We start from the raw sequence: 14,910 nt of genomic DNA, 5'->3' as shown, positions 1-14,910 counted from the left end.
GCCGTATGCACGATCGCCGGTTGCCACCGGACCGGGAGACCTTCATGAGCGCCAGCAACTCACCCCTCCACCCCCACCACGCGCCCCAACGGGTGCTGATCGCGATCGACGGCTCCGCCGCGTCCGATCATGCGCTCGCGTATGCGCGTAACCTCATTGCGCCGAATGCGTCGGTGCACGTGGTCAGCGTTGCGGAAAATCCGCGCACACTCGTTCCGCGCGGATCGAAATCGGCCGCGTTCTTCGAAGCGGCGCGCGACGAATTGCTGCACGACGCCGCCGACGCGCTGTCGCGCGCCACCGGCGCATTGCGGCGCGACGACATCGCGATCGACAGCGAAGTCATCGACCTGTCCGTGCACGGCGCCGATATCGCCCATGCGCTGGCCGAAACCGCGCAGGCGTGGCGCGCCGATCTACTGATCGTCGGCGCGCGTCAGCATCACGGCCTGCTGCGGTGGATCGAAGGCACGGTGTCCGGCCCGCTCGGCCACCTCGCCGGCTGTCCGCTGCTGATCGTCCCGGAAGGGTTCCAGCCGGCCGCCGAGCATGTGCCGGCGCGCATGCTGTTCGCCGTCGACGGCAGTGCGATCGCCCTCAACGCACTGCGCGCGGGCCTCAAATTCGCGCGGCCGGACACCGAATTCCGCGTGATCCACGTCGTGGACCGGCCCGTATCGCTGGGCGATTTCGTTCCCGTCGAGACGCTGGAACAGGCGTCGATCGACGAAGGCCGCCGCGTACTGCAAAAAGCCGTCGCGCTGTTCGACGGCGCGGCCCGACACGCGCAGTCGCAGCTGATTCAAACCGACCGCACCGGCGACGACGTATCGCAACGGATCGTGCACGACGCGAGCGGCTGGCATGCCGACATGATCGTGATGGGCACCCACGGACGGCGCGGCGTCACGAGCTGGGTGCTCGGCAGCGTGGCGCGCCGCGTCGCGCGGATCGCGCCGACGCCGGTCCTGCTCGTGAACGCGCCGCATGCGTAGCGCGCTAGCGCGTCACACGTCCGCGCCCACCGCGTGGAACAGCTCCTCCTCCTGCGCGCAATGTAGGCGGACGATCGCTTCAAGCCCGTACAGCGTCCGTTGGATCGCCTGAGCGCCCGCGGCGTCGGCGTGTTCGCGCGGCAGATCGGCGACCATCTGCCTGAGCGCCCTGACCATCCGGAAGATCTCGCGGTGCGCGCCGCTCATCGCCGCAAGCGGATCCTCGCCGCCGAGCAGCGGCGCGAGACGCGCGTAGACGTCGCGGTCGTCCGCGCGCTCGTGCGGCAGCAGCCGCGCGTCCAGCACGCCGATCAGCCGCGCCGATTCGCTCGCGATGGTCGCGGCCGGCAAGCCGGGGATGCGATCGGCGAGATCCCGCAACTGGTCGAGCAGCGGCGACAACGCGGCGTGCTCGCGCTTGAGCTGCTCGACGTCGAGGCCGCTCGGCCGCGCCTCCGACGGCTTCGCGCGGACCAGCAACACGCGCAGCGCATTGACGATCACGACGACGTCGATCACCTCCTGAATCACCGCGCCCGCAATCGGCGGCAGTAATCCGGCCGCCGCGACCGCCATCGCGAGCGCCGACAACGACATGCCGGCCACCACGCTCTCGAGCGCGATGCGGCGCGCGCGGCGCGCAATGCGGATCGCGTCCACGAGGCGGTCGAGCCGGTCGACCAGCAGCACCACGTCGGCGGCCTCGGACGACGCGGCCGCGCCACGCGCGCCCATCGCGATGCCGACGTCGGCGGCCGCGAGCGCCGGCGCGTCGTTCACGCCGTCGCCGACCATGATCGTCACGCCGTCCTTGCGAGCCGACTGGATCGCGGCGAGCTTGTCCGTCGGCGTTTGCTCGGCGCGCACGTCGGTCACGCCGAGCAGTTCGCCGACCGCCAGCGCGATATCGCGCCGGTCGCCGGTCAGCATCACGAGGCGCTCGACGCCTTCGCGCTTGAGTAGCCGCAATGCGCGCGGCGTCTCGAGCCGCAGTTCGTCGGCCAGCTCGATCGCGCCGATCATCGCGCCATCCACGCCGACGAATACCGCCGCGCCGCCCTGGCCGCCGACGCGCGCGACGAACGCATCGCTCCACGGCGCCGGCGTCGAGCACGCCGCGACGAAACTAAACTTGCCGATCGTGACCGTGTGACCGTCGACGCTGCCCGTCACGCCTTCGCCGGGCGTCTCCAGTACGGCCGACGGCGCCGACAGACCGACGCCGCGCTCCCGTGCGGCAACCGTCAGCGCGTCCGAAATCACGTGCGCCGACGCCTGTGCGAGCGACGCCGCGAAGCGCAGCACGTCGGCGGCGGCGACCTGCGCGCCGCATTCGATCGCGACGATGCGTGCGCGCCCGCCGGTCAGCGTGCCGGTCTTGTCGAAGAACAGAATCGTCGCTTGCGCGAGGCGTTCCAGCGCGCCGCCGCCCTTGACCAGCACGCCGCGCTTCGAGCAGCGCGACATGCCCGACACGATCGCGACCGGCACCGCGAGAATCAGCGGACACGGCGACGCGACGACGAGCACCGCGAGCGCGCGGCCGACGTCGCCGGTCGCGAGCCACGCGCCGCCCGCGACGAGCAGCGCAATCACGACGAAGCCCGCCGCGTAGCGATCCGCGACGCGCACGGACGGGCTGCGCTCGCGCTGCGCGCGCTCGACCATCCGTACGATGCCGGCAAACGTGCTGTCGCCGGCGGTCGTGCGCGCCACCATTTCGAACGGCGCGCCGGCGTTGACCACGCCGCTGCATGCGGTTTCGCCCGAACGTCGCCGCTGCGTGGACGATTCGCCGGTCAGCATCGATTCGTCCAGTTCCGCGTCGCCGGTGAGTGTGCCGTCGACCGCGACGCACTCGCCGCTGCGCACCAGCAGCCGGTCGCCGGGGACGATCGCACCCGGAGCGACGGGCCGCCATTCGCCATGCTCGAACCGCGTCGCCTGCCGCGGCGCGCGGCCGAGCAGCGCGGTCATCTCGCGTTGCGCGCGGCGCTGCGCGTGCTGCTCCAGCGTCCGCCCGCTCGCGAGCATCAATGCGATGACCGCGGCGGTCAGCGTCTCGTCGAGCGCGAGCGCGAGCCCGATCGCGAGCCACGCGAGCACGTCGATGCCGGGCTGCCGGCGCGCGACCGCCTTGGCGACGGTGACCGTCAACGCGAGCAGCACGGGCAGCGCGCCGAGCAGCCACACGAGGCGCGCGAGCGCAGGCAGGCCGAACGCGACGCACGCGCCGCCGGCGGCGAGCGTGACGGCAGACAGAACCAGCAACGTGAAATCGAGCGACCAGCGCATTCGGGGCATGACGAGTTTTCCTGTTGCCGCGCGTGGGCCCGAGCGTTGCGTCGGGCGCCGTTGACGACGGCGTGGCATCAGTCTAGAAAATGCCGCGCTTCGACCGTTGACGTGGGTCAGCCCGACGCGCGTGCCCGCGCGGTGCGTTGCTTGACGTGAGTCAACGGCGCGGCCCGTCTCTTCAGCACAATCGAAACGTGACACCGGATGGTCTGGAGCCGATATCGTGCTGACGCTGGCTGTGCTGTTCCTGCTGATTCTGCTGCTGAATCTCGTGCCGGCATTCGCGCCGCCCACCTGGATGGCGATGTCGTGGGTGGGCTTCAACCTGCCCGACGGCAATCCGTTCGTGTTCGCCGTCGTCGCGGCGGCCGCGGCCACCACCGGCCGCGTGATCCTCGCGACCTTCGCGCGCTCGCTGGTGCGCTCGCGCTGGGTGCGGGACGCCGATCGCGAGAACATCGCCGTGGCGACGCGCTGGCTGCGCAAGCACGGCACGCTCACCGCCGGGGCGTTCTTCCTCTATGCGCTGAGCCCGCTGCCGTCGAACTATCTGTTCATCGCATACGGGCTGTCCGGCTTGCCGCTCAGGATCATCGCCGCGGCGTTCTTCATCGGCCGCGTGACGACCTATGCGATCTGGGCGCACGTCGGCCGCTTCGCGTCCACGCAGCTCGACGCCGAGTCCGAACTCGGCGGCAGCTATCTCGGCGGCTACTTCATCGTCACGCAGCTCGTGCTGCTCGCATGCATCGTCGTGTTGATGAAGCTCGACTGGCACGCGCTCGTCCACGAACGTCGATTGACGTTCCGGCGCGGCCAGCGCGTGCGCCGCTCCGATTGAAGCCGGCGCGGGCGTGCGTTGGCCGATACGCCGCCCGTCCCCTCTTAATTTCGGTGAAGCGCTGCGGCTTCGAGCGCCGTTTCGCGCTTGCGCGGATCGACGTGCGTCATCACGTTCAGCACCCGATGATGGCGCAGCACGCGCGCGCGCGCGTCCACCGCGATGTCATGCCCTTGCGCCACGGTGAGATCGGCGTCGATGTCGAGATGCACGTCGACCAGGATCAGATCGCCGGTCTTGCGCGTGCGCAGGTCGTGCAGGTCGAGCACGCCGGGCGTGGCGAGCAGCGTCGCGCGGATCGCCTGCACGTCCTCGGCGTCGGCCGCGCGGTCCATCAGATCGTGCAACGCGTTCCAGCCGAACGTCGCGCCCATTTTCACGATCATCCCGCCGACGATCAGCGCGGCGACCGGATCGAGCAGCGGATAGCCGAGCAGGTTGCCCACGATCCCGCATCCGACCACCAGCGACGACGCGGCGTCCGAACGCGCATGCCACGCGTTGGCCACCAGCATGCTCGACTTCACGCGCGTCGCGACCGCGAGCATGTAGCGAAACAGGCTCTCCTTCGCGACCAGCGCGACGAGCGCCACCCACAGTGCCGCGACGTGGACGCGCTCGATCGCCTCCGGATGCTCGAGCTTCTGCACCGCCGACCACAGCATCCCGCCGCCGACCACCAGCAGGATCGCGGCCAGCGCGAGCGACGCGCCGGTTTCGAAGCGTTGATGGCCATAAGGATGCTTTTCATCGACCGGCTTGCGGCTGTGATGACCGGCCAGCAGCACGACGAAATCCGCGACCAGATCGGACAGCGAATGAATGCCGTCCGCGACGAGGCCCTGCGAGCGCGACAGGATGCCGATCACCACCTGGCCGATGCTCAGCGTGAGGTTCACCGCGACGCTCACCCAGGTGCTTCGGGTAGCCGCGGCGGCCATGGCGGGCGTCGCTTCGGCGACAGTTTCGGGTACGGCGTCGGGGTTGTTCTGGATCACGATTCAGTTCACGTTACAGGGTTAGCAAATTCGAATGTCGCTGGCAGCACCCGACAGCGGCGCTCAAGCGGCCAGCTGGTCGTAAGCAATCAGCGCATGGGCCGCGTACATCATCGACGGGCCGCCGCCCATGTACACGGCGACGCCGGCCACCTCCTCGACTTCCTCGCGCGTCGCCTTCAGCTTGATCAGCGCCTGCACGTGGAAGCCGATGCAGTCGTCGCAGCGCGATGATATCGCGATGCCCAGCGCGATCAGCTCGCGCGTCTTCTTCGTCAGCGCGCCGTCGCGCGTGCCGGCCGCCGCCAATGCGCCGAACGCCGACATCAGATCGGGCTGCGACTGCCGCAGCTTGCGCATCTGCTCGGTAATCTCGGCGGTTCGTTGACGATAGTTCAGTGAATCGGTCATGGCAGGTCGCCTCCGCGTTGGGGAAATCGGACCGGCTCACGGCGTCGCGCCGCGGTCGCTGCACGCGACGCACGATGATGCACCGCAGGAGCGACATCGCCGTGACGGCCGGCACACGTTTCGATGGTATGAGCGGCTCCCGGACGGCCCTTGATCTGCCGCAATGGACAGGCTGCGCTCACGTGTACCGTTGAACGCATGCAAACCGTCGGGAGACTGCCATGTTTCGCTTGAATACCTTCACCGCACACTGCGTGATCGGCGTCGCGATCGCGATGTCGGCCGGGCTGGCCCACGCGCAGGCGAGCCAGCCGAGCCAGCCTGCACGCGGCGGCGTCGAATCGGGGCACATGATCTACGGCAGTCAGCTGATGACGCCGGCGGAGCGCACCGAATACCGGACGCGGATGCTCGCGGCAGCGTCGGACGCCGAGCGCGACAAGATCCGCGCCGAGCATCACGCGCAGATGCAGAAGCGTGCGAAGGCGCGCGGCATCACGCTCCCCGACGCGCCGCCGATGCGCGGCATGCATCGCGGCCAAGGGATGGGAATGGGGTCCGGGATGGGGCCAGGTTCGGGGATGGGGTCCGGCATGGGCCCCGGCTACATGCAGGGGCAGCCCGGCGGCCCCGCCAGCGGCGCTGCCGGCCAATGACCGCGCGGCGCGGTGCGCCGGGCGAGGACCGAGGCCAGCCTGACACGCGCGCCGAGCCGGCCACGAAAGGCCGCTGCGGTGACCTTCGGTCACGCGCCGACGCTGTGCGGTGTGATTCGCGACGGACATGATTGCCTAGTGCTCGGCTGTGCCGGCTGCATCGGCTGCATCGGCGGCCGGCCAAGACACGACGACGCACAACCCGCCCAACGCCGCCGAACGCCCGACCTCGAGGTCCGCTTCATGCGCGGCCGCGATGCGCCGCACGATCGACCAGCCCAGGCCGCTGCCGCCCGGCCGGCTTCCCGCCGGCCGAAAGAACCGCTCGCCCAGCCGGCGCAGATCGTCGTCGCCGATGCCCGGGCCGCTGTCCTCGACGCGCAGCGTCGTGCGCCCGTCGCATCGCGCGACCGACACGGTGATGCACGCGTCGGCCGGGCTGTAGCGAATCGCGTTGTCCACCAGATTGCGCACCATCGACTCGAGCAACGGCTCGTTGCCGCCGACGAGGCACGGCGCTCGCGCGTCGAGCTCCAGCCGCTGCCGCATGTCGATCGACCGTGGCGCGGCTTCCGCGACCACGCGTTTCGCGAGCGCCGCCAGGTCCACCGTGGCGCGCTGGGCCAGCGCGCCCGCATCGAGACGCGACAGCAACAACAGCTGATCGACGAGCCGCGCGGCTCGATCGCAGCCTTCGAGCACGCCGCGCAGCGCATGCCGGCGCGGCGCGTCGTGGCGCTCGGCCAGCGCGACCTGCGCCTGCGCGCTGACGGCCGCGATCGGCGTGCGCAGCTCGTGCGCCGCATCGGCGGTGAAGCGCCGCTCGGCGTCCATCACCGCGCGAATCCGTTCGAACAGGCGGTTCAGCGCGTCGAGCATCGGCTGCATTTCGAGCGGCGTGCGCTCGAGCCGAATCGTGTCGAGCGCCTGCGGGTTGCGCCTGGCGAGCGCGCGGCCGAAATCGCGCAGCGGCGACGTGCCGCGGCGCACGGCCCAGCGATCGCCAGCACCAGCAGCGGCAGCGCGGCCGCCATCGGCCAGAACGCGCTGCGCATGACCGCGCCGAGGATCGACTTGCGCGAATCGATCCGTTCGCCGACGAACACCTGGACGTCGTGGCGCACGCCGTGCACGACGAAGACGCGCCACGCATCGCCGTCGATCGCAACGGTCCAGAATCCCGACGCGCGAGCCTGCCCGGTCAGCTCGGGCGCCACCATCGGCTGCGACGGCGCGTTTTCCGAATGCAGGCCGAGCCGGCCGTCGTGGAATACCTGGAACGCCACACGCGGCCCGTACGGATGAAGCAGCGGCGCGTCGATCGCGGTGTCGTCGTCGTCCGGCCCGCGCGCCTGCTGCGCGACCAGCAGCGCGGCGGCCTGCGCGAGGTGACCGTCGAGCAGCCGGTCGATCTCGCGCTGCGCATCGAGCCACGTCAGCATCAGCGTCGCGAGCCAGACGCCGAGCACCACGGCCGGCACCAGCGTCAGCAGCCTGCCGTGCAGCGAGCGCGCGGGCAGCAGCGCCTTCATGCGGCGTCCCGCATCAGCACGTAGCCCACACCGCGCACGGTGCAGATCACTTCGCTGCCGAGCTTCGCGCGCAGCCGATGGATGTGGACCTCCACCGCATTGCTCTCGACTTCCTGCCCCCAGCTGTACAGATACTGCTCGATCTGCTCGCGCGACAGCACCCGCCCGGCGTTGAGCATCAGGATGTGCAGCAGGTCGAACTCGCGCGTCGACAGCGCAACGGCCACGCCCGCGCGGCGCGCGGTGCGCGACGCGGGCTCCAGCTCGACGTCGTGCGCGCGCAGCCGTTCGGTCGGCCGGCCGTGCGCGCGCCGCACCAGCGCGCGGAGGCGTGCGCCGAGCTCGTACAGGTCGATGGGCTTGATCACGTAGTCGTCGGCGCCCGCGTCGAGCGCTCGGATGCGGTCGGGCACCGCGTCGCGCGCGGTCAGCACGAGGATCGGCAGCGCAATGCCGTCGCGGCGAATGCGTTGCAGCACGTCCATGCCGTCGACGAGCGGCAACCCGAGGTCGAGCACCGCGGCCGCATGAACGTGCGCGCGCAGCTCGCGCTGCGCCGCGTCGCCGTCGCGGACCCAGTCGACCTGGAACCCTTGCTGGCGCAACCCGGCGCGGATGCCGTCGCCGAGCAGGACATCGTCTTCCACGAGCAGGATGCGCACGATCGGGCACTCACTCAGCCGGCGGCCGTCAATCGTCGTCGCGGTCCGCGCCGTGCGCGGGGCGTCCGATGTCGGCCGCGACCGGGCCGTCGCCCGGCGCGGGTTGCGGCGCCGCGTGCCATTGCGTCCACCACCAGCCGATCGCCGCGGCCGTCATGATCGCGGCGACGCTCCACCACGCGCGCCGGATGCCGTCGGCCGGCGCACCGCGCTTGTAACCCGTCACCATCGCGCGGGCCAGATTCTCGCGGTGCACGATGCTGCTGACGAACACCGCGCCGACGTGCACGGCGACCAGCACGAGCATCGCGTTCGCCACGCCTTCATGCAGCTCGCCGAACGCTTCGCCGTTACCGTTGTACGCGGCCCAGCCGCTCGCGCCGAGCGCGGCCGTCATCGCCAGCATCGCGACGATCGCGACCGCGCCGGCCGGGTTGTGGCCGACGTGATGTTCGGGCCGGCCTTTCACGAGGCTCAGCAGATAGCGGCCCACGGCCGCCGGCGAGCGCACGAACGACGAGAAGCGCGCATGGCGCGTGCCGGCCACGCCCCAGACGACGCGAAACGCGACGAGCGCCAGCATCGTGTAGCCGAACGCGACGTGCATCAGCCGCCATCGTTCGCTTTCGGCGCTCAGCCACGCGCCGGCAAATGCGATCACCATCAGCCAGTGAAACGCGCGCACCGGCGCGTCCCACACCAGCACGCGTTCGGCGCGCGGCGTGGCCGGTTCAGCGGGCGCCTGGAATGCGGACGAATCGTTCATCGAAATTTCCCTTGTCTGCCTGCGTATGACATGCGGCGCAATTGGACGGCCGCTTCACTGCCGGGCTGTTCCACACCGCGGCCGGTACTTCGTCGTGGGTCGAGATGAACCACGACGAGCGCGTGATCCGGTCGTCGGGCGGCCGCCGCGCCGCAGCGCCCGTCGCCGCGTGCGCGCTCAGCCAGGTCTGCAGTTGCGCGACGGTTGCCGCATCGAGCGTCGCGTCGGTGCCGAAGTGATGCTCGAGACCGTTGAGGATGCGACGCCACGACTCGGCCGGCAGCGCGCCGGGCGGATAGGCGACATGGCAGGTCGCGCACTCCTGCTTGTAGCGGGGCAGCAGCGGCACGGCCATGCCGCGCATTTCGTCTTCGGCGAGGACGGTGTGCGGCAGCAGCGAAACCAGCAGCGCCGCGGCGACGCCGGCCCGCAGCGCGGGGCGCCACGACGAGATCGTCGGTTCGACACGGTTCATCTGCGTTCCCCTTCAGGGTTTCAACGTGATCAGCCACGCGAGGATGTCGGCCTTTTCGGCAGCCGAGCATTCGCGCCCGACGACATCCTTGCAATTTCGGCGAAACCATTTTTCGGAGCGTGCGCCGTCCGAGAACCGCGCCGGGTTGAACGCGGGCGCGAGCGGCTCGATCGTCTTGCCGGTCACGACGTGCCGCCCTGCACCGGTCGGCGAGCTACCGTGACAGCTCGCGCAACTCCATTCGCGTCCGTGGCGGGACGTGAAGAACTGTTGTCCGCGCAACGGCACCGCGGCCGCGCCCGCCTGCGCCGTGTAGCCGGCCAGCAACGCGGCCGGTGTTTCGGCATGCGCGCCGGCGCCGGCGGCCATGCATATCGCGGCCGCCGCGCAGGACCGGCGCAGCATGCGAACCGAGTCAGATAGACGCATCGTGATCCTCCTGAGCGATGCATTCATCTTCGGGCGCGTTCCTTACCGGATTCTTAAGGAAGCGGCGTGTCACCGTTCGGCGGCGAGCTGACGGTCATACACTCGTGCCGCCTTGACGCACGTCAAACGTTGCGACACCTGCCGAAGCCGGAACTGGAGCCGGCGTCGGACGCGATGCGGCCGCTCGCGCACCGAAACGAGCGGCGCGCCGGCCCGATGGCGTGGTGGCGCTTGACCTGCATCAAGCCGGCACGCGCGTTCCGCGTCAGCATGGACACGCTACCGTTTGCTCCGCACGTGCACGGCCGATGCGGCAGCCCAATCCCCGAGGAGACTTCGATGCGATCGAGACCTTTCGTTGTACTGCTTGCGTGGCTGGCATTGCTGGTCGGACAGGTAGCACCTGCCGCTGCGAACGACCTGACGCGCAGCGTGACGTCCGGCGACATTGCCGTCAACTTCGGCGTGGTGCCGGCGAATCAGACTGCCGCAGCGGGCGGCAGCGCCGCCGACGCGTCGTCGAACGTGAACCTGTATCTGCTGACCGTCGCGCTGTTCGACCGGTCGACCGGCAAGCGCATCGAAAACGCGCACATCACGGCCGTAGTGAAGGGCCCGCGCAGCGAAGCCAGCTCGTTTCACACGAAGCCGAAGCAGATGCAGCTCGAACCGGCGCGGGACGGCAATGCGGTCACGTACGGGCACGTGTTCGACGCACGCTGGAAAGGCATCTATCACATCGACCTCGCGATTACGCGAGACGGCTCGACGCATGTCGAGCATGTCCGCCTGAACTACGACCAGCAGTTCTGAGCTTCCGACTGCGTCGGCGGCGCCAAGGGTGCGCCGCCGCGACGCGCGGCGGTCACGGCGACGCCGTTCCGTTGCGCAGCCGGCCGAACACCCGACGCCGCGCGCCGACCCGCGCTTAATACAGCAGGAAGGCCGCCCGCTCGGGCGCGAACGCGGCATTTTGCGCAGCGACGAACGCTTCGATGTCGTCGAGCGAGCGCCCCGCTTCCAGCATGTCGGCCACCTCGCGGGAGCCGACCGACGCGCGGATCGCATCGATCCGCAACCGCGCCGGATAACGGCGGTGCAATGCCAGCGCGAGCGCCAGCCCGATCTCGCCGGGCCGCGTCGCGCCCGGCAGCCGTTCGATGCGCACGCCTTCGCAGAGCCTGCCGCGATATTGGCCCTCGGTCGGCACGAAGCGCACCGGCGAGAACGTCGCGGCGAGCCGCATCGCGCGCAAATCGTCCGCGACGCTGCGCGCGTCGATCCACGGCGCGCCGACCACGCTGAACGGTGTCGCGGTGCCGCGCCCGACACTGACCGCCGCGCCTTCCACGAGCCCCGTCTCCGGATAGAGCGACAGCGCGGCCGTATCGCGCAGGTTCGGCGATGGCGGCAACCAGCCGAGCCCCGTGTCGTCGAAGCGCATCGTGCGCGCGTAGTTCGCCAGCGGCACCACGCTGAGCGTCGCGCCGATCTGCAGCCGGTCGTTGAACAGCCGGGCCAGTTCGCCGATCGTCATGCCGGGCGCGAGCGGCAGCGCGTAGTAGCGCGTGAAGGTCGACGGCCCCGCGTCGGCGACGGGCCCGCCGAACGCGTCGGCGCCGAGCGGATCGGGACGGTCGAGCACGATCACCGGACGATGCGCGGCCGCGCCGGCTTCGAGCGCATAGCCGAGCGTCGCCAGGTACGTGAAGAAGCGCACGCCCGCGTCCTGCAGGTCGACCACCAGCACGTCGACGTCGGCCAGCAGCGCGGGCGCGATCGTGCGGCGCTCGCCGTACAGGCTGTGAACGACCTCGCCGGTCGCCGCATCGACGCTATCGTCGAACGTGTCGTCCACGTCGGTGCCGAGCCCGTGCTCGGGCGCGAACAGCGCAACGAGCCGTGCGCCCGGCGCGTGCGCGAGCAGGTCGGCCGTGCGCCGGCCGAACCGGTCGAAGCCGCTGCGGTTCGTGACGAGCGCGATGCGCTTGCCGGCCACCGCCGCGTAGCCGCTCGCGGCCAGCACGTCGATGCCGGCCAGCACCGGCCCGCGCGATGGCGGCGGCCGGACGGCTGCGGCGAGCGCGTCCGCCATCGGCGGCACGCGCGCGGCGATCTGCGCCGGCGTCACCGGCGCCGCCGCGCTCGATACGATGCCGACCACTAGCGCGCGCAACGGCATCGCGGTGCCGGTTTCGTCCGGATAGAGACGGCTCGTCAGCACGATCGCGAAGCGACGCGTCACGGGATCGATCCATAGCGCCGTGCCCGTGTAGCCGAGGTGTTGCAGCGCGCCGACCGGCGGCAGCCGGTAGCGGTTCGCCACGAGCGGCGGCCCGACCGCCCAGCCGGGCGTGTGCAGCTCGCTTGGCGTGTCGGCCGGGAGCGGTGTTTCGAGTTCGGCGACGCTGCGCGCGCTCAGCACCCGCGTTGCACCGAGCGTGCCGCCGTTCAGCAGCATGCGCGCGAAGCGCGCCAGATCGTCCGCGCTCGCGAACAGGCCCGCATTGCCCGCCACGCCGCCCAGCGCCGCCGCGACCGGATCGTGCACGCGGCCTCGCAGCAGGCGGCCGTCGCGTACGACGGTGGGCGCCACGCGCGCGCTCAGCGGGGCGGCTGGGCGGAACGTGGCGCTCGTCATCCCGAGCGGCCCGAACACGTGCTCGGCGCACCACGCGTCGAGCGGTCGGTGCGACACGCGCCGGACGATCTCGCCGAGCACCACGTAATTGACGTCGCTGTAACGGACGCGCGTGCCGGGCGTCGCGACCGGCGCCATCGCGACGATGTCGGCGAGCACGGCCGCGCGGCTGCGCAGCGCGCGGGCCGACGACACGCCGGCCGGCAGCCCCGACACGTGCGCGAGCAACTGGCGGATCGTGATGCCGGCCTTCTCGTTCGTGCCGAACGCCGTCCAGTAGTGCGCGGCCGGCATGTCGAGGCCGAGCATGCCGCGCTCCGCGAGCTGCATGATCGCGACGGCCGTCGCCACCGGCTTGGTCAGCGACGCGAGGTCGAACACGGTGTCGGCCGTCATCGGCTCGGCCTGCTCGCCCGTCACGCGCGCACCGCGGGCGACCCGCACGCGCGCGCCGTCCGCGTCGCCGGTCACGACCACGGCGCCCGCGAGATGCCCGTCCGCGATCTCCGCGGCGATCGCCGCGTCGATCGCGGCCGCCTGCTGCGACGCAGCGGGCGCGTCGGCTTGCGCCCACGCGTCGGCCGCGCGGAATGGGCCGAGCGGGCCGAATGGGCCGAACGCGAGCAGCAACGCGCCGCTCAGCGCGACAGCGCGGCGCAATCGCACCCATCGAACGCGTTCCACTGGATCGCCTCCTTCGTGGCGCCGGATGGATCGAGGCCGGCATGCGAGCGCGTCGCTGCCGAGCCGAGGCCGGGAGTCCTGCACGCCTACCTTCGGGTCGGCGCCGACCCGCCGCGCGGCTAGCGCGCCGGTTGCTGCTGCGGGGCCGGGCAGCCGGTGCAGAGTCGCATCGCGCCTTCGCGTTCGGGGTCGCGCCAGGCAAAGCGGACATCGACGCCACCACGCGCCGGCACGACCACATGCCGGACCTCCTGCACCGCGCGGTCGCGCGCGGTGATCGTGTACCTGCCCGGCGGCACGCGAGCGAACAGGAACGGGCCGCCGGTGCGTACGTCGAGAAGCGCCGACTTGCCGGACGCCAGCTTCACGTCGACGTCGGACAGATAGTGGCCGGCCTTCGACGTGAACGTCATCCGCAGGTTGTAGCGCGGCGCGACGTCGCGAAACGCGGTGACTTCGTCGCTGCCGATGCCGCCGGTGATGTACACGACGCCGTTACGCGAGATCGGCTCGTTCGCGGTGTCGGCCAGCGCGTTCGCGCCGAGCGTCAGCACGCAGGCTGCCAACAGCATCTTGATGGTAGTGGTCCGCATCTTCACTCTCCTGATTGAGCACGCGTGGCTACACGGCCGCCCGTCGATCGCGGCGCGGTGCTGCGTGCGACGGCGTCGTGCGTTCGCTTTGGCGATGCTGTGAGCGTCGCGCGGAACGTCGATTTCCCATTGATGCAAGTCAACGGCGTTCCCGTCGAGGCGCGCAAAACCGGACGAAGCGCAAGCGTTACCGCGATCGCGTCGCGGCGGTCGGGGCGCGCGGCCGAGCGGCGTACCGCGGGTGAATGGCGGACGGGCGGCATGGTGTCGGCGCGCGCTGTCAGGCGATCCTGCGCAGGCCGTCGGAAATTGCCGACACGGCCGCCCGACGTCGGACAGCAAGCTCAGGCCGCGCTGATTGTGCCGCGCGGGGTCGCCGCCAATACTGAAGACGTGGCAGTACGCCATGCATCGAGCGGCTGACGCACGGTTGGTCCGCGCCGCCGCCGCACTGGGAGTTCGCGATGATCGATCCGACCGCAGCGCACGCCGACGCCGCCGATTCCAATGGCGAGCCGCCGGTCGGTGCGCACCTCGTGACGCACCGACCCGGCTATTTGCATCACGGCATCTATATCGGCGACGGCAACGTGATTCATTACGCGGGTTGGTCGCGCGATCCGAGCGGCGGCCCGGTCGAAGTGGTCACGCTCGACGGCTTCCGGGCCGGCCGCGCGCTCGCGGTGGTGCGCCACGCGCATGCGCCCTACGACGGGATGCAGGCCGCGCGCCGCGCGGCGTCGCGCCTCGGCGAATGCCGCTACCGGCTGCTGACGAACAACTGCGAGCATTTCTGCCTGTGGTGCCTGTTCGGCGTCGGCCGGAGCGAACAGGTGGCGTCGTGCCTGCGCAATCCGGCGCATGGCCTCGCGGTCGCGGCGATGCTGATCGCCTGGGTGCTGGCTGCGCGGTTGTATCCGGGGATGGGC

General features: G+C 70.8%; 14 protein-coding genes and 1 pseudogene. 5 read left to right on the top strand and 10 right to left on the bottom strand.

The window, feature by feature from the left end; translation table 11 throughout:
* Positions 1-44: 44 nt before the first annotated feature.
* Positions 45-995 (top strand): universal stress protein, encoded by a 951-nt coding sequence (locus tag C3Y15_RS26090; protein ID WP_011880350.1) that lies wholly within the window; start codon positions 45-47, stop codon positions 993-995.
* Between the two features lie 12 nt (positions 996-1,007).
* On the opposite strand, the gene C3Y15_RS26085 is transcribed toward C3Y15_RS26090, so the two are convergent.
* Positions 1,008-3,299: a heavy metal translocating P-type ATPase gene (locus C3Y15_RS26085; protein WP_045579782.1), complete on the bottom strand. Its 2,292-nt coding sequence runs from the start codon at positions 3,297-3,299 to the stop codon at positions 1,008-1,010.
* Between the two features lie 217 nt (positions 3,300-3,516).
* Between C3Y15_RS26085 and C3Y15_RS26080 the strand changes: the two genes are divergently transcribed.
* Complete coding sequence (locus C3Y15_RS26080; RefSeq protein WP_011880352.1) at positions 3,517-4,134, top strand: VTT domain-containing protein; 618 nt, start codon at positions 3,517-3,519, stop codon at positions 4,132-4,134.
* Positions 4,135-4,178: 44 nt separating this feature from the next.
* Here C3Y15_RS26080 and C3Y15_RS26075 read toward each other — a convergent pair whose 3' ends face one another.
* Together C3Y15_RS26075 and C3Y15_RS26070 are read right to left on the bottom strand one after the other, a co-directional pair.
* On the bottom strand, positions 4,179-5,132 hold the full coding sequence (locus C3Y15_RS26075; protein WP_080484365.1) for a cation diffusion facilitator family transporter: 954 nt from the start codon (positions 5,130-5,132) through the stop codon (positions 4,179-4,181).
* Between the two features lie 63 nt (positions 5,133-5,195).
* Complete coding sequence (locus tag C3Y15_RS26070; protein WP_011880354.1) at positions 5,196-5,543, bottom strand: carboxymuconolactone decarboxylase family protein; 348 nt, start codon at positions 5,541-5,543, stop codon at positions 5,196-5,198.
* 221 nt (positions 5,544-5,764) lie between these two features.
* Here C3Y15_RS26070 and C3Y15_RS26065 point away from each other — a divergent pair, with 221 nt between their 5' ends.
* Positions 5,765-6,199 carry a hypothetical protein gene (locus C3Y15_RS26065; protein ID WP_045579783.1) on the top strand — a complete coding sequence of 145 codons (435 nt, stop codon included), beginning with the start codon at positions 5,765-5,767 and terminating at the stop codon, positions 6,197-6,199.
* Positions 6,200-6,334: 135 nt separating this feature from the next.
* On the opposite strand, the pseudogene C3Y15_RS26060 reads toward C3Y15_RS26065, so the two are convergent.
* The 5 genes and pseudogenes from C3Y15_RS26060 to C3Y15_RS26040 all read right to left on the bottom strand — a co-directional run bounded on the left by C3Y15_RS26060 (position 6,335) and on the right by C3Y15_RS26040 (position 10,063).
* Positions 6,335-7,731: pseudogene (locus tag C3Y15_RS26060) on the bottom strand (ATP-binding protein).
* Positions 7,728-8,393, bottom strand: coding sequence for a response regulator (locus tag C3Y15_RS26055; RefSeq protein ID WP_045579785.1), 666 nt, complete (start codon positions 8,391-8,393; stop codon positions 7,728-7,730). The pseudogene C3Y15_RS26060 and the gene C3Y15_RS26055 overlap by 4 nt, the downstream one beginning before the upstream one ends.
* Before the next feature lie 28 nt (positions 8,394-8,421).
* Positions 8,422-9,159: a cytochrome b/b6 domain-containing protein gene (locus tag C3Y15_RS26050; RefSeq protein WP_059567129.1), complete on the bottom strand. Its 738-nt coding sequence runs from the start codon at positions 9,157-9,159 to the stop codon at positions 8,422-8,424.
* The gene (locus C3Y15_RS26045) at positions 9,125-9,634 is read right to left on the bottom strand and encodes a diheme cytochrome c (protein ID WP_059461642.1); all 510 of its coding nucleotides are present in this window, start codon (positions 9,632-9,634) and stop codon (positions 9,125-9,127) included. Before C3Y15_RS26045 ends, C3Y15_RS26050 begins: the two co-directional genes overlap by 35 nt.
* Positions 9,635-9,646: 12 nt before the next feature.
* On the bottom strand, positions 9,647-10,063 hold the full coding sequence (locus tag C3Y15_RS26040) for a DUF1924 domain-containing protein (RefSeq protein ID WP_059461643.1): 417 nt from the start codon (positions 10,061-10,063) through the stop codon (positions 9,647-9,649).
* Positions 10,064-10,402: 339 nt separating this feature from the next.
* Here C3Y15_RS26040 and C3Y15_RS26035 point away from each other — a divergent pair, with 339 nt between their 5' ends.
* Positions 10,403-10,876, top strand: coding sequence for a hypothetical protein (locus tag C3Y15_RS26035; RefSeq protein WP_011880360.1), 474 nt, complete (start codon positions 10,403-10,405; stop codon positions 10,874-10,876).
* 115 nt (positions 10,877-10,991) lie between these two features.
* Here the strand turns inward: C3Y15_RS26035 and C3Y15_RS26030 are convergent, their stop codons facing one another.
* Entirely contained in the window at positions 10,992-13,388 is a 2,397-nt protein-coding gene (locus C3Y15_RS26030) for a serine hydrolase (protein ID WP_185499756.1), read from the bottom strand.
* 119 nt (positions 13,389-13,507) lie between these two features.
* Entirely contained in the window at positions 13,508-13,981 is a 474-nt protein-coding gene (locus C3Y15_RS26025) for a hypothetical protein (RefSeq protein WP_059461645.1), read from the bottom strand.
* A gap of 464 nt (positions 13,982-14,445) precedes the next feature.
* On the opposite strand from C3Y15_RS26025, the gene C3Y15_RS26020 reads away from it, so the two are divergent.
* Positions 14,446-14,910: lecithin retinol acyltransferase family protein (locus tag C3Y15_RS26020; protein ID WP_134206890.1), on the top strand; the 465-nt coding region annotated here is incomplete at its 3' end.

Origin of the sequence: Burkholderia sp. B10 (assembly GCF_004368385.1) — a bacterium.
Lineage (GTDB): Bacteria > Pseudomonadota > Gammaproteobacteria > Burkholderiales > Burkholderiaceae > Burkholderia > Burkholderia vietnamiensis.
Note: the sequence above shows the minus strand (reverse complement) of the source record. Positions and strands in the feature narration are given on the sequence as shown.

What these genes read in the sequence shown, in the direction of transcription:
- C3Y15_RS26090 (WP_011880350.1), top strand. Translation starts at nt 45, where the DNA reads ATGAGCGCCAGCAACTCACCCCTCCACCCCCACCACGCGCCCCAACGG.
- C3Y15_RS26085 (WP_045579782.1), bottom strand. Translation starts at nt 3,299, where the DNA reads ATGCCCCGAATGCGCTGGTCGCTCGATTTCACGTTGCTGGTTCTGTCT.
- C3Y15_RS26070 (WP_011880354.1), bottom strand. Translation starts at nt 5,543, where the DNA reads ATGACCGATTCACTGAACTATCGTCAACGAACCGCCGAGATTACCGAG.
- C3Y15_RS26065 (WP_045579783.1), top strand. Translation starts at nt 5,765, where the DNA reads ATGTTTCGCTTGAATACCTTCACCGCACACTGCGTGATCGGCGTCGCG.
- C3Y15_RS26050 (WP_059567129.1), bottom strand. Translation starts at nt 9,159, where the DNA reads ATGAACGATTCGTCCGCATTCCAGGCGCCCGCTGAACCGGCCACGCCG.
- C3Y15_RS26045 (WP_059461642.1), bottom strand. Translation starts at nt 9,634, where the DNA reads ATGAACCGTGTCGAACCGACGATCTCGTCGTGGCGCCCCGCGCTGCGG.
- C3Y15_RS26040 (WP_059461643.1), bottom strand. Translation starts at nt 10,063, where the DNA reads ATGCGTCTATCTGACTCGGTTCGCATGCTGCGCCGGTCCTGCGCGGCG.
- C3Y15_RS26035 (WP_011880360.1), top strand. Translation starts at nt 10,403, where the DNA reads ATGCGATCGAGACCTTTCGTTGTACTGCTTGCGTGGCTGGCATTGCTG.
- C3Y15_RS26025 (WP_059461645.1), bottom strand. Translation starts at nt 13,981, where the DNA reads ATGCGGACCACTACCATCAAGATGCTGTTGGCAGCCTGCGTGCTGACG.